We start from the raw sequence: 12798 nt of genomic DNA, 5'->3' as shown, positions 1-12798 counted from the left end.
GCACGGCGATGGACAACCCCAACACCGTGGTGCGGGCCAGACCCAACCCGGACGCGACGAAGACGCTGGTGTGCCTCGGTTTCTGCGGCGGCGGCTCCGGCCCGTACCTGCCGTGGGCCGACGTGCTGCCGCCCGACGTCGAGCTGGTGACGATCTGCTACCCGGGCCGCGACGGCCGCTTCCTCGACGACTTCGCCCCGGACTGGGACACCCTCGCCGAGGACGCGACGAACGCGGTGACCGCGGCCGCCGCACCCCGGCCGTACCTGCTGTTCGGGCACAGCATGGGCGGCTGGATGGCGTTCGACGTGGCGAACCGCCTGCAGCGGCGCGGCGGCCCGCTCCCGGAGACGCTGATCGTGTCGTCGGCGAACGCGCCGAGCCGCGGGCTCACCCCGCGGGACATGTTCCCGGCCCAGCAGGACACCGACGAGCAGCTGGTGGCGTGGATGCGCACCAACGGCCTGCTGCCCGGGTACGTGCTCGACGACCCGGAACTGAGCGAGATGGCCCTGGAGCTCATGCGGGCCGACATCCGGGTCCGGGACACCTTCGGCTACACCGAGGGCGCGACGGTCGATGTCCCGCTGGAAGTCCTCACCGGCGCCGACGACGACGTGATCGTGCCGGACGCGGCCGAGCAGTGGCGCTCGCTCGCCCGCGGCGGTTACCGGCACGTGGAACTGCCCGGCGGGCACTTCTACACCCCGGAGATCTGGCGGACCCTGCCGGCCCGGATCCCGGCACTCGCCCCGGTTCCGGCAGGCTGACCCGGAACGCTGCACGCGCTCGGCCGAGCGCGTGCAGCGACGGGTTCACTTGGTGTAGGTGATGAAGTAGACGACGACGCCGATCAGGGCCAGCACCTCGGTCAGCACGAAGGTCGAGTAACCCATGGTCTGCAGTTTCCCTCGCGCTTCCGGCTGCCGGGCGGTACCATTGATGACGGCGGCGAAGATGAGGCCGACGCCGATTCCCGGGCCGATGGCGCCCAGTCCGTAGCCGATGGCCGCGAGGCCGGGGTTGATGTTGGCGGTTTCGGCCAGAACGATGTCACGCATGAGCATTCCCCTCACATCGGTCCACGCGCACGCTCGCGCTCGCGTGGAGCAGCGGCAAAGCTGGACGAAGGCGTCGGGAATCGACGGCTTCCGTTGAGGTGGACGGTCTCGCCGGACAGGAAATTCGACGGGTCGAGATTCACAGGGACCGATCGGTTCGGTCACAGCAAGGATATCACCGAATCGCTCCACGCGCCGGTGCGCGCACGTGACACCACCCGGCATAGCGGAACAAGGAAACGAGCCGGTTTCAGCCGCGCCGCCATTCCACTACAGAAGTTGCCGGTCCGTGAATGGCACATTGAGGGACTTGAAGTCCCTCAATGTGCCATTCACGGCTTTACCGGCCGACCCGGGAGACGTCAGGAGCGGCCGCAGTCGATCTGGCTCGCCACCGCGTAGCCGCCCACCGCGGCCGTCGCCGTGAAGCGGACATACCGCGCCGCACGAGGGCTGAACTTCGCGCGCTTCATCGTCTTGTCCGCCGGCCACCCGCCGCGGGCCGCCGGCGAGAAACGGACGCCGTCGGTGCTCGTCTCGACCCGGAAGCCGGTCACGTTGCCGGTCGTGACGTACTCGCCGCCGGCCTCGTCCTGGCGGGGCAGGTAGGTGAGCATGTCGATGCCGTGGCGGACGGTTCCCAGGTCCAGGGTCACCGACTGCGGCAACGCCGCGGTCGGCTGCCACAGCGTCTGCTGCGCACCGCCGTTGTAGTCGCTGTAGCCGTCGATGGCCTTCGCCGCGTCGCCGCTCGTGGCCGTGGCCGCCACCGGCGCCAGGGGATGGGTCAGGCGCGGCGGCTGCGGCGGCAGCGGCGGGCGGGCCGGGTTCGGCCGCCACAGCGCGCCGGCCTCGCGCAGCCGGGCGACGATGGTGTCGTCGAGCAGCCCGCGCGGCCCCGGCGGGCAGTTCAGGATGAATGTCGACCAGCGCGGCTCCAGCTCCTCCAAATGCCGGTGCACGATCTCGTCCGCGGTCATCAGGGACGTCGTGGGCGTGCTCGGGTGCCAGAACCAGCCGTTGGACGCGATCGTCTGCCCCTGGCAGGCCGCGTACGTGTTGTCCGGCGCCGTCCACACGCCCTTCGGCTCCTCGTAGAACACGACGTCGGTGCCCCACGGTTCGGTGATCCCGGTCAGGCAGACCACCGCGCACCGCGGCTGCAGTGACCGGATGTGGTCGCGGATCTCGCCGTAGGGCACCTCCCGCAGCCCCATCTGCCACGACCAGCCGTCGATCACCAGCGCCGGGATGTCCCCGTAGCGGGTCAGCAGCTCCGTCAGCTGCCCCTTGACGAAGTCCAGGCCTGCCCGGCCGACCGAGCCGGCCGCCACCCCCTGCGTCCGGTCCCAGATGGAGAAGTACAACGCGGGCACCAGGCCCCGGGAGCGGAACGCGGCGACGTACTCGGCGACGACGTCACGGCGGTAGGAGCTGTTCGCCACCGTGTAGCCGGTCAGCTTCGACGGCCACAGGCAGAAGCCGTCGTGGTGCTTGGTGGTCAGCACGCCAAAGGTCATCCCGGCCGCCTTGGCCGCGTCCGCCCACTGCCCGCAGTCCAGCGCGGTGGGCGCGAACGACTTCGGGTCCTGGCCGGGGTCCACCCACTCCGCGTCGTGGAAGGTCCCCATGTTGAAGTGCAGGAACATCCCGAACCGCAGGTTCACGAAGAACGCCGGCGGATCGACGGCGGACGCTCCGGCGACGGGACCGCCGGAAAGGGCGGGCAGCCCCAGCAGCATCGAGGTGGCGGCCGTTGCCTTCAGCAGGTCACGGCGGGAAAGCTCGGACACGGCGAATCCCTTCGGGAGCGGGTCAACGGCCTCGGTACGCCGGGCTGGGGACGTCGGCCACCGGCACCCCGCCGCGGTGGGTCCCGAGATCGACCAGGCCGACCCGGCCGAGGCCGCGGGGGCCGTCACCCCACGAGGCGATCGCGATCGTGTTGCGGCCGTCCGCGCGCAGGATGCCCGTGGGCAGCGAGAAGACGTGCTGCGGGCCGACGTTGTTGAGGTACCGGCCCAGGTTCCAGCCGTTGACGAAGATCTGGGCGCGGTAGACCAGCGCCGGGTCGTCGTCGATGCGCAACCCCACCGCGGTGTCCTGGCCCGCGGGCAGGTGCAGCGAGAACTCCGTGCGGTACCAGGTGACGCCCGGCTCGGTGCGGGCCGCCGGCAAGGACGTCCGCTGCCAGCCGCGGTCGGGGAACCCGGGCAGCGACCAGCCCGCGCGTTCCCCGTAGAGGCCGCCGTTGTTGAACGGCCCGCGCACCGGATCCGCGAGGTCTTCGCCGCCGAGGGCGCCCTGGATCTTCCAGTGCACGTCCGGGGTTCCGCCGGTGAAAGCCGCGGAAACCAGCCCGCGCGGCTGCTTGTGCGCGTCGTTGACGTCCCAGTCCTCGTTGTGCCCCATGTTCTCGAGCAGCACCGACAGCACGTCGTCCGGTTTCAGCGTGCCCGCGGGGATGGCGAACTCGTGCGTGCCGCCGCCGCTGCTGCCCAGGTAGGTGCCGTTCAGCCACACGGAGTAGACGCCCTGGTTGCCGGTGATCCCGTTCAGCGTGACGGCCGTTTCCGTACCGGTCGAGGAGAAGTGGCCGCGGTACCAGACGTCGCCGTGGTGGAACCCGTAGTCGTCGGCGTTGAGCACCGGCTGGCCGGCGGGTGGCTTGGCCGGGTTGTTCGTGGTGGTGTGGTCGGCGGCCGTCCAGGGGGTGTCGTCGAAGTCCGGCTGTCGTTCCGGGGTCTCGTACTGTGTGCGCCAGCCGGTCAGCGCGGGCAGCGTGACCGGGGCCGAGCCGTCGAGCCTGCCCCGCAGCGTCCCGGCCGCGGTCCGGGTCACCGGCAGCGGACGGCCGTTCCACGTCACCCACCGGACCGACGGCGGCGCCCACACCTCGAGGTCGCCGGCGCGGGAGGTGTCGCCGGTCAGCGCGAGCAGCGGACCCGTCGCGGTGGCCGTGCGGACGAGGTCCGCCCCGCGCTCGAGCACGGGCCCGGCGGCGGTGTCCTGCTTCCAGAAGGCGGCCGAGGCCGCGGTGTCGGCGATCAGCAGCTCGAGCGGGGCCCGGCCGCCGCCCTCGACACGGACGCGGGCCGGCCCGCCGTGGCGGTAGTCGAGCCGCAGGTCGCCCCGCGCGGCGTCCCACGCGTGGTCCACGCTGCCGTCGAGCACGGTGACTTTCGGCTCGCTCGGATAACGAAGCACTGTTTCGCCGTCCTGCCCGGCGCCGCCGTACAGCACCGCGGTGTCGCGGCCGCCGATGCGGGCGTGCGTCATGAGCTCCGACGTCGAGTAGACCAGCCGCTGCCCGCCGAGGTCGTAGCCCGCCACGAGGAGCTTGGCCTCACGCCCGTCGACGTCCAGCGCGCCCTGCTGCGGCACGGCCGGGTAGGTGCCGTCGGGCACGGTCAGCGGGAACGTCGTCCGTTCGTGGGTGGTCGAGGTGGTGTCCTTGTGCTGCGCCAGCACGAACTGCGTCCGGGTGTCCGGATTGGACTGCGTCTTCAGCGTGACGGCCGGGTTCACGGCCGCGATGTCCGGGCCCGGGTCGGTCTTCGTGAGCGTCTCGACGGCCTGGGTGAAGTAGCCGATGCGCTTCTGCTCGTCGTACTTCGGCCCGAGCTGACGCGCTTCGGAGATGGCGGCGCCGTAGTCGTAGGAGGTGTAGACCACGTTGGGGTCGGGCAGCCAGCCCCAGCTGGTCCCGCCGTAGGTCATGTAGAAGTTCTGCAGGGTGAGGCCGGAGGCGATGTTGTTCTTGTAGAAGACGTTCTCGAACGACGCGTCGGTCAGTTCACGGCACTTGTCGTAGCCGGGACCGCCCCACGGGTCGAAGGAACCGCCCTGGAACTCCGCGACGAACATCGGGGTGTCCGGGGAGACCGGCCGGGTCCAGCGGAAGTCGGGCGCGGGCTTCCATGCCTGCGGGTTGCGGCAGTCGAACAGGTTCGGGTAGCCGTCGAAGGCGTAGAGGTCCGGCGCGCCCGGCTTGCCCGGCGCCCACTTCCCGCCCGGCCAGACGTCGTTGTGGAACAGCGGCACGGTGATGCCGTCGGCCCGCGCCTTGTCGGCCAGTGCCTGCATGTAACCGGCGTCGAGCACGGTGCCGCTGTACTCGTTTTCGACCTGGTACAGCACGATCGGGCCGCCGCCGTCGGTGACCTGGTGCCGCTTGAGGACGGCGTCGATCGCGGTGAACCACTCCTTGGCGGCCGCGACGTAGTCGGGCGCGCTCGTCCGGGCGAGCCCGGCCTGCTGGGTGAGCCAGCCGGGGAACCCGCCGGAATCGGTCTCGGCGTTGATGTACGGGCCGGGCCGCGCGATGACGTAGATGCCCGTCTGCCGCGCGATGTCGAGCAGCTTGCCGACGTCGCGGATCCCGGTGAAGTCGTAGACGCCCTGCTTCGGCGAGTGGAAACCCCAGTCGAAGTAGATCGACACGGCGTTGAACCCGGCGGCCTTCATCTTCTGCAGCACGTCCCGCCAGAGGTCCGGGCTGGGCAGGCGCCAGTAGTGGAACTCGCCCGACCAGACGTACAGGCGCTTGCCGTCGAGCTCGAGCGAGTACTTGTCGTAGGTGACGGTGTGCGCCGGCCGCGCGGCCGCCTCGGTGACGGGCGCGCTCGCGAGGAGGCCGGTCAGAAGCAGACCACAGAGCCCGAGTGTCTGCAAGCGCTTTCCGATCCCCACGGGTATCCCTTCCGCCGGCGGATTTCCGTCGATTCGATTCGATTCGAATCCACGCCCCGTCAAGGAATTCGAGGCGACGACACCGCACTATGGACCGGGAATTTTCCGCGTGTCAACGGTTCGCCCCGGAACTCCTACGACCGGCCGGTGGTTTCCGCGACGCGACAAGGTGATTCGATTTTTTCGGCGATTATTCTCCTTCAGTGTGTCTCGGTGGCGTAGCCGCCGTCGATGGCGAGGGTGGCGCCGGTGATGTTGCCGGCCACCCGGTCGCTGGCCAGGAAGGCCGCGAGGTTCGCGACCTCCGCGGGCCGGGTGAAGCGTCCGGTGACGGCGTGGGTGGCGGCCTCCTCGGCGACGGACCCCGGGTTCGCCCCGGTGGTGGCGGCGACCGTCTCGGCCACGCCGCCGGTGCCGAGCCACAGGTCCGTCGCGACCGGGCCCGGGTTGATCGCGTTGACGCGGACGCCGTGCGGGCCGAACTCCTTCGACACCGACTTCGTGAAGTTGACCAGCGCCGCCTTCGCCGCGCTGTAGTCGATGACGCCGGGGTCGGGCAGGATCGCGTTGACCGAAGCGATCGTGACGATGCTGCCCCGCCCGGCGGTCACCATCGTCGGCAGCACAGCGCGGGTGGCCCGGACCGCGCTCAGCAGGTTCAAGGTCAGCGACCGGGTCCACTCTTCGTCGGTGACCAGCAGGAAGCCGTTCGGCCGCGGGGTGACGGCGCCGACGTTGTTGACCAGGATGTCGATGCGCCCCAGCTCGGCCAGTGCCAGTTCCGCGAGCCGGCCCGGGCCGTCGGCGGTGCCGAGGTCGACAGCGAGCGCGTGGACTTTCCCCGCCTGGGCGAGCGCTTCGAGGTCCGGCCCGGGGACACGCGCGCCGGCCACGACGTGGGCGCCCTCCGCGACGAGGGCTTCGGTGACGGCCAGCCCGATGCCCCGACTGGCTCCGGTGACGACGGCGACCGCGCCGTCCAGACCGAGATCCACGGCCTAGATCCCCTGCTCGCGCAGCCAGGCGAGCACGGCGTCGGCGACTTCGCGCCAGCCGCTGTCGATGGTGAGCGAGTGACCGCGGCCCTCGAACTGCTTCAGCTCGGTGACCGCGGCGGAGTCCCGGTACTGCTTGAACGTCGAGCGGGTGACGACGTCCGGGACCGTGTGGTCCGCCGTCCCGGAGATCAGCAGGAGCGGGCCGCGGTCCTCCCGATGGGTGTCGACCTTCGCCTCGGAATGCAGCACGAAGTTCGCGGCCGCGGCCTGGAACAGCGGCCGGGCCGGGGACGGGATCGTCCAGCGCCGGAACAGGTCCCCCGACTCCTCGTCGGTCAGGGTGTTGCCGAAGCCGAACCGGAACTCCTTCTCGCTCAGCGACACGGCCCGGTGGAGGTTCGCCGGGTTGCCCAGCGCCGGCAGGCCCGCGCGCAGCTGCGCCAGCGGCAGCGGCAGGACGCCCTTGATCTGCGCGGGGTCGATGGCGACGCCGGCCAGGCCGATGCCCTGGCCCAGCAGCTTTTCGGTGATCAGGCCGCCGAAGGAGTGCCCGATGATCACCGGGGGCCGCTCGAGACCGGCGATGATCGACGCGAAGTGGCCGGTGGCGTCGTCGATGCCGATGTCGGCGACGGCTTGCGCGTTCTCGCGCGCCAGCTCGACGGTTTCGGGCTCGTGCGGCCAGCCGGGCGCGACGGGCGCGTACCCGGCCGCCCGGAAGTGGTCGATCCAGGGGTTCCACGAGGTGGCGTGCAGCCACAGACCGTGGATGAACACAACAGGGGTGCCCGGCTCGGCCATCGGTTCCTCCAGTACGTGCGGACTCCCCTCGAAGCCAACACGATCCGCCGCGGCGGCGCCAAGACCCGTTGCGCACGAATCGATAGCCGTGATGGCATCGTTGGCGCACTGCTCGCTCCTTCGCGTGGAAAGGCCCGCATGGACCTCGACCTCAGGTTGGTGCGGTACTTCGTCACCGTCGCCGACGAACTGCACTTCGGGCGGGCCGCCGCCAAGCTCTTCATCAGCCAGCCCACGCTGTCCAAGCAGATCCGCAAGCTCGAAACCGACGTCGGCGGGCTGCTGTTCGTGCGCGACAGCCGGCACGTCGCGCTCACCCCGCGCGGCGAGCGGTTCCTGCACCTCTCCCGGCAGCTGCTGGCCACCGCGGACCAGATGCTGCGCGAGCCCGCGCCGCACCACCTGCGGATCGCCCACATCTTCGAGCTCGATACCAGCCGGGTCGTCGCCGACGCGTTCCTCGCCGCCCATCCCGGCGTCCAGCTCGTCCAGAGCCAGATGGACAGCGCCCGCCAGCTCACCGCGCTGCTCGACGACCACCTCGACGTCGCGATCATCCGCGTGACCACCGACATGAAAGCCGCCCACCCCGCCGGCTGGCGGCACACGCTGCTACGGCTGGAGCCGTTCTGGCTGGTCGGGCGGCCCGGCGACCCGCGCCGGACGGCCGTGTCGGTGCACGAACGACCGCTCGAGGTCTTCGCGGACGGCCCCGGCACCGCGCTCTACAACGTGCACGGCCGGTATCTGAGCTCCCTGGAACAGCACACCGGCCTCGCCCTGCGCTGGCTGGGCAACCCCGGCACCTTCGACACCTGCCACGCCGCCCTCAGCCGGGCGAACGACAGCGCGTACCTGCTCGAGTTCGACAGCTACGCCCGCCGGTACGCCGACCGCGGCGTCCCGGTCCACCGGCCCCAGGAGCTGCAGCCGGTCTACCCGTGGTCGCTGGCCTGGCGGGACGGCGAGCCGGCGGAAGCCGTCGAGGCCTTCCTCGGGATCGCCCGGGAGACCGCGGCCCGCCACCGCTGGCAGCACCCCGAACGCGCGGACGCCGCGCCGCTGTGGGCCCCGCCCGAAGACCTCGCCGTGGCCACGACGTGAAAGCCGCGGGCTACGTCGACGCGAGGTAGCTCGACACCGCCGAAACGTCGCCGGCGCATCGAGCGGGCCGAGTCCGCACCCCCCCGCCCGGTCGCCGCTGAAGGCCATTCGGGTGGCGCCCGTAACTTCTCCTCGCGGCCGGACGACCCTGAAGAAAAGCGCTTCCGGGGAGGAGGCAGCATGAAGGAAACATCATTCGCGGCCTACCGCGAAGATCCTCGGCTTTTCGTGCTGACATTGGCGGCCGCGGCCACGTCGATCGCCGCGCTGCTGCTTCACCTCCTCGACGTCATCCGGATGCCTTACACACTTTCGTTCGTGACGCTGCCGGGCATGACATTCCTGGTTTGCCTCCTGGTAGTGGCGGGAAAGGCCGACCGGCCGATCATCACCGGGCGCCTGCGGTCCGGGCTCGCCGCCGGCCTCCTCGGTTTGCTGGCCTACAACGGACCCGCTGGGTCCTCGGGGCGGTGCTGGGCCTGGGCACGGGACCGTTCTATTCCATTTCCCTCTTCGGCAGCCTCATCACGGGAAAACCCCTCGGCTCCCCGGTGGGGGAAATCGCCGGCTGGGCGTACCACCTCAGCAACGGCGTCACGTTCGCGATCATGTACACGCTGGTCGCCGGCCCCGCCCGCTGGTGGTTCGGCCTGCTCTGGGGTGCGGCGCTGGAAGTGGCCATGCTGCTGATCTACCCGTCGAGCAGCATCCTGCGGCCCCCGGCCCTGATTCCCTTAGTCGTGGTGAGCCTGGCGAGCCACGCGATGTTCGGAACCGTCATCGGGCTCGTGTCCCGGGTCCGCTCCCCCACCCGGATCGGGGTCCGGTCATGAGCGGGCGCCGGGGAATCCTCGTGTTCGCCTGCTATGTCGTGCTGCTGGCCTGGCTGGACTGGATCATCCACCGCAGCGTCGTGTTCGTCATCGTCGTGGGCGGCGGCCTGATCGCCGCCGCGGTCCTGCGCTCCCGCATCGCCGAACGGCTCCGCCCCCAGCTCGAACGGCTCGAGGAAATACCGGTCCCGGTTCAGCGCCTGCTGATTTCCCTGGCCCCGCTGGTCTATTTCCTGCTCCGCGGCCAGGGGACGTCGGGGGCGGGGTTCGCGGTCACCGCCGCCGGCGCGCTGGTCGCCTCGGCCGTCGTCTTCCTCGGCCCGAAGATCGACCCGCCCCTCGGTCCGTTCTACGCCGTGCGCGACCGGCTGCTGGCGCGCTGGGTCCGCGTGCTGCTGGCCCCGGTCTTCGGCATTCTCGTCGCGTTCCTCGTCGTCCACGGTTCCCTGGCCGACCTTCCGGCCCTCTTCGGCGGCACCACGGAGTCTCCCCAATCGCCGGTCGACGAATCCGGAAGGTTCTTCCTCGCAACGCTGCTCGCGGGAACGGGCACCGTCCTGCTGCTCCGGGAAGGAGGCGAGAAAGCCCGATGAAGACCCGGATCGCCCTGCTGACCGCGGTCACCGCGTTTCTCACGCTGTTCCTGCTGACACCCCCGGCGGCGGCCGACAACTGCGACATCTTCATCAGTCCCGCCGACTGTCAGAACACCGGCTGGACGATCGGCGTGATCGCCACGATCGCCGGCGGGGTCGCCGTCGCGGCGGCCGCCACCACGGTGAGCTCCGGCGGCGAACCGGAAAAGCCGGAGCCGAACCCGCCACCGCCGGTCGTGCCGCGCCCGAAGCGACGGGACCGGGACGGCTCGTCGCCGGTGGACGTGCGGCCGATCTTCGACCCGCCGCGGATCGAAGCCGGACCTTCCGGGCCGGAAGCCCGGCACCACTCGGTGGCCCTGGAAGTGCACTGGGACCACGGCCGGCAGACAGTGCGGGAGGTGCCCCATGACCACACCTGAGCTCACGGACCGGACGACGGTGCGCTCGATGGCGTTCGGCTACGGCAGCAACGAAGCCCACGTCGCCGAGATGCTGACCCGGATCCCGCGAGGCGGGATCGCCGAAGCGAAACTGTCCGGGCGCCGCACGCTGCCGCAGCCGGCTTTCCGGCTGCTCAACAGCAGGATCCTGGAAACCGCGCTGGGTTTTCTCGACGAGAGCCTGTCCGGACCGCTGCTCGCCGGGCTCGGCAAGTACCAGGCCCTGACGAAAGCCGCGCAGGACACGCTTTCCCAGCCGCAGAAGCCCGAAGTCATGGTCACCCTGATCGACCCGTACGAGATCAAGTCACTCCAGCAGCCCTCCGTGGGCCTGGTGGTCGACGACGCCGAGATCGCCCGCGTCACCTTCGAAATCAGCCTGGTCTTCGGCCTGTTCGAGACCGCGGTAGCGGTGCGGCGGGGTGCCATCGAATCGGTCGTGGCCGACGCGTGCTCGCTCGCCGTCACCCTGTCACTGGTCGGCTGGAGCGAGCCCCTGCTGAAGCGGCAAGGGCAGCTACGGGTCCGGCTGCGCGTCGACCCGCCCGTGCCGATCCCGGTGCCGGGACGGCCACCGCGTAGCCCGTAGGCGCCGGACGCCTCGAAGACGTCCGGCGCCTACCGGGTCCTACGGACGAACCGTCAGGCCGCTTCGCTCAGTGCCCGGCCGGACCGGGGAGAACGTCCCAGATCTGGTCGGTCAACTGCGGCAGGCAGTCGTACTGCACCGCGCGAGCGTCGTTGACGTTGGTCCCGCCGTGCACGATCAGGCACCGGTTCGTCGCCCGGTTCCGGAGCTGCACACCACCCTGGACCTGGACGAGGTCCCACAGCTGGTCGGCGAACTGCGGCAAGCACTCGTACTGCGTCGCGGGCGCGTCGTTGACGTTGTTCCCGGCGTGCACGATCAGGCACCGCTTCGTCGCGCGGTTCCGCACCAGCACCCCACCGGAGGCCACCGGGTCGATCTCCCACAGCTGGTCGGTGAACTGCGGCAGGCAGTCGTACTGCATCGCGGGCGCGTCGTCGACGTTGTTCCCGCCGTGCACGATCAGGCACCGCTGGGTGGCGTGGTTCGTCACCAGCACGGCGTCCGGAACGGCGGTCGTTTCCCAGACCTGGTCGGAGAACTGGGGCAGGCAGTCGTACTGCGCCGCCGCCGCGCCGTTCTCGGGGTTCGCCCCGAAGACCACCAGGCACCGGTTCGTGGCCCGGTTCCGGACCTGCACGCCGCCGTCGACCTCGACGATGTCCCACAGCTGGTCCGTGAACTGGGGCAGGCAGTCGTACTGCATCGCGGGCGCGCCGTTGACGTTGTTCCCGCCGTGCACGATCAGGCACCGCTGGGTGGCGTGGTTGCGCAGCAGCACACCACCCGACGCGTTCGGTTCGATGTCCCACGCCTGATCGTCGAACGCCGACGGGCAGTCGAACTGGATCACCGGCGCGTCGTTGACGTTGTCCACCGCCCGGGCCGTCAGGCAGCGCTTCGAGTAGTGGTTGGTGAGCCGGATCGTGCGCGGCTGGACCTGCTGCGTGATCCACGCGCCGATGTCGTCGGTGCGCGCGGCCGTGCTGCCGCTGCGGGTCTCGGTGACCGCCAGGCAGCCGTGCTGCCACGACCGGCTCGCGATGCCGGCCAGGCGGAGGCCGCCGCTTTCCTGCCGCAGCACCGGGCCACCGGCGTCACCGAGACAGATGTCGTTCCCGGTGGGGCTGGTCATCGGGACCGTCGTCGCGGTGGCCTGGCCCAGGGTGTACTGCCCGGTCGCCAGCCGGTCGGGGACCCACTCCGTGGCGGTCCGGCCGTAGCCGTCCACGCGCACGCTCTCCCCCGCACCGGGCGCGGTGGCCGAGACGGCGAGCGGGGTGACGCCCGGTACCGGGTACGTCAGCTTGGCGAGGGCCACGTCGCGGTCGGCCCGGGCGATCACCTGGGACACGCGGAGCGCGTGACCGCTCGTGCCGCGGAGGTCGGCCTGGCCGACGACCACCGTGGCCGGCTTGGCGGGCGGCGCGGCCTGCTCGGAACTGCCGGGGAAGCACGAGGCGGCGGTGATCACCCACTGCGGCGCGATCAGGGCGCCGGAACACGCCGCACCGTCCATGGTGATCTTCGCGGCGAACCGGTCGGCGCCGTCGGCGACCGGCTGCCCGCCGGAGATCGCGTTCGCCGACGCGGGGGCGAGGAACGCGGCGGCCGTGAAAGCCGCCACGGCGACCGCGACCTTGGTGCCCGAACGCGTTCGCCGCGGTGCGGCGCCGGGCGA

At 70.9% G+C, this 12798-nt stretch carries 12 protein-coding genes; 6 read left to right on the top strand and 6 right to left on the bottom strand.

Features of this window, described 5'->3' with window-relative positions:
* Positions 1-8 precede the first annotated feature (8 nt).
* Entirely contained in the window at positions 9-770 is a 762-nt protein-coding gene (locus A3CE_RS0147265) for a thioesterase II family protein (protein WP_020647135.1), read from the top strand.
* A 45-nt stretch (positions 771-815) separates the two neighbouring features.
* On the opposite strand, the gene A3CE_RS0147260 is transcribed toward A3CE_RS0147265, so the two are convergent.
* The 5 genes from A3CE_RS0147260 to A3CE_RS0147240 all read right to left on the bottom strand — a co-directional run bounded on the left by A3CE_RS0147260 (position 816) and on the right by A3CE_RS0147240 (position 7552).
* Complete coding sequence (locus A3CE_RS0147260) at positions 816-1061, bottom strand: ATP synthase subunit c family protein (RefSeq protein WP_026469560.1); 246 nt, start codon at positions 1059-1061, stop codon at positions 816-818.
* 362 nt (positions 1062-1423) lie between these two features.
* Complete coding sequence (locus A3CE_RS52965; RefSeq protein WP_125591418.1) at positions 1424-2854, bottom strand: alpha-L-fucosidase; 1431 nt, start codon at positions 2852-2854, stop codon at positions 1424-1426.
* A 22-nt stretch (positions 2855-2876) separates the two neighbouring features.
* Positions 2877-5753 carry a beta-galactosidase gene (locus A3CE_RS0147250; protein ID WP_020647132.1) on the bottom strand — a complete coding sequence of 959 codons (2877 nt, stop codon included), beginning with the start codon at positions 5751-5753 and terminating at the stop codon, positions 2877-2879.
* Between the two features lie 200 nt (positions 5754-5953).
* On the bottom strand, positions 5954-6748 hold the full coding sequence (locus tag A3CE_RS0147245) for an SDR family NAD(P)-dependent oxidoreductase (RefSeq protein ID WP_020647131.1): 795 nt from the start codon (positions 6746-6748) through the stop codon (positions 5954-5956).
* A 3-nt stretch (positions 6749-6751) separates the two neighbouring features.
* Positions 6752-7552, bottom strand: coding sequence for an alpha/beta hydrolase (locus A3CE_RS0147240; RefSeq protein WP_026469558.1), 801 nt, complete (start codon positions 7550-7552; stop codon positions 6752-6754).
* A 138-nt stretch (positions 7553-7690) separates the two neighbouring features.
* On the opposite strand from A3CE_RS0147240, the gene A3CE_RS0147235 reads away from it, so the two are divergent.
* The 5 genes from A3CE_RS0147235 (at position 7691) to A3CE_RS0147215 (ending at position 11117) form a co-directional block, all read left to right on the top strand.
* Positions 7691-8656 (top strand): LysR family transcriptional regulator, encoded by a 966-nt coding sequence (locus A3CE_RS0147235; protein ID WP_020647129.1) that lies wholly within the window; start codon positions 7691-7693, stop codon positions 8654-8656.
* A 470-nt stretch (positions 8657-9126) separates the two neighbouring features.
* Complete coding sequence (locus tag A3CE_RS0147230; protein ID WP_020647128.1) at positions 9127-9489, top strand: hypothetical protein; 363 nt, start codon at positions 9127-9129, stop codon at positions 9487-9489.
* On the top strand, positions 9486-10082 hold the full coding sequence (locus tag A3CE_RS0147225) for a hypothetical protein (RefSeq protein WP_125591416.1): 597 nt from the start codon (positions 9486-9488) through the stop codon (positions 10080-10082). Before A3CE_RS0147230 ends, A3CE_RS0147225 begins: the two co-directional genes overlap by 4 nt.
* Positions 10079-10507: a hypothetical protein gene (locus A3CE_RS0147220; protein WP_020647126.1), complete on the top strand. Its 429-nt coding sequence runs from the start codon at positions 10079-10081 to the stop codon at positions 10505-10507. Before A3CE_RS0147225 ends, A3CE_RS0147220 begins: the two co-directional genes overlap by 4 nt.
* Positions 10494-11117, top strand: coding sequence for a hypothetical protein (locus A3CE_RS0147215; RefSeq protein ID WP_020647125.1), 624 nt, complete (start codon positions 10494-10496; stop codon positions 11115-11117). The genes A3CE_RS0147220 and A3CE_RS0147215 overlap by 14 nt, the downstream gene beginning before the upstream one ends.
* A gap of 67 nt (positions 11118-11184) precedes the next feature.
* On the opposite strand, the gene A3CE_RS53880 is transcribed toward A3CE_RS0147215, so the two are convergent.
* Positions 11185-12744 (bottom strand): RICIN domain-containing protein, encoded by a 1560-nt coding sequence (locus A3CE_RS53880; RefSeq protein ID WP_020647124.1) that lies wholly within the window; start codon positions 12742-12744, stop codon positions 11185-11187.
* Between the last annotated feature and the right edge of the window lie 54 nt (positions 12745-12798).

The sequence above is a fragment of the Amycolatopsis balhimycina FH 1894 genome (assembly GCF_000384295.1).
GTDB lineage: Bacteria > Actinomycetota > Actinomycetes > Mycobacteriales > Pseudonocardiaceae > Amycolatopsis > Amycolatopsis balhimycina.
Note: the sequence above shows the minus strand (reverse complement) of the source record. Positions and strands in the feature narration are given on the sequence as shown.

Excerpts from the sequence above, each read along its gene's own strand:
- A3CE_RS0147265 (WP_020647135.1), top strand. The coding sequence starts at position 9 with ATGGACAACCCCAACACCGTGGTGCGGGCCAGACCCAACCCGGACGCG.
- A3CE_RS0147260 (WP_026469560.1), bottom strand. The coding sequence starts at position 1,061 with ATGCGTGACATCGTTCTGGCCGAAACCGCCAACATCAACCCCGGCCTC.
- A3CE_RS0147240 (WP_026469558.1), bottom strand. The coding sequence starts at position 7,552 with ATGGCCGAGCCGGGCACCCCTGTTGTGTTCATCCACGGTCTGTGGCTG.
- A3CE_RS0147235 (WP_020647129.1), top strand. The coding sequence starts at position 7,691 with ATGGACCTCGACCTCAGGTTGGTGCGGTACTTCGTCACCGTCGCCGAC.
- A3CE_RS0147225 (WP_125591416.1), top strand. The coding sequence starts at position 9,486 with ATGAGCGGGCGCCGGGGAATCCTCGTGTTCGCCTGCTATGTCGTGCTG.
- A3CE_RS0147220 (WP_020647126.1), top strand. The coding sequence starts at position 10,079 with ATGAAGACCCGGATCGCCCTGCTGACCGCGGTCACCGCGTTTCTCACG.
- A3CE_RS0147215 (WP_020647125.1), top strand. The coding sequence starts at position 10,494 with ATGACCACACCTGAGCTCACGGACCGGACGACGGTGCGCTCGATGGCG.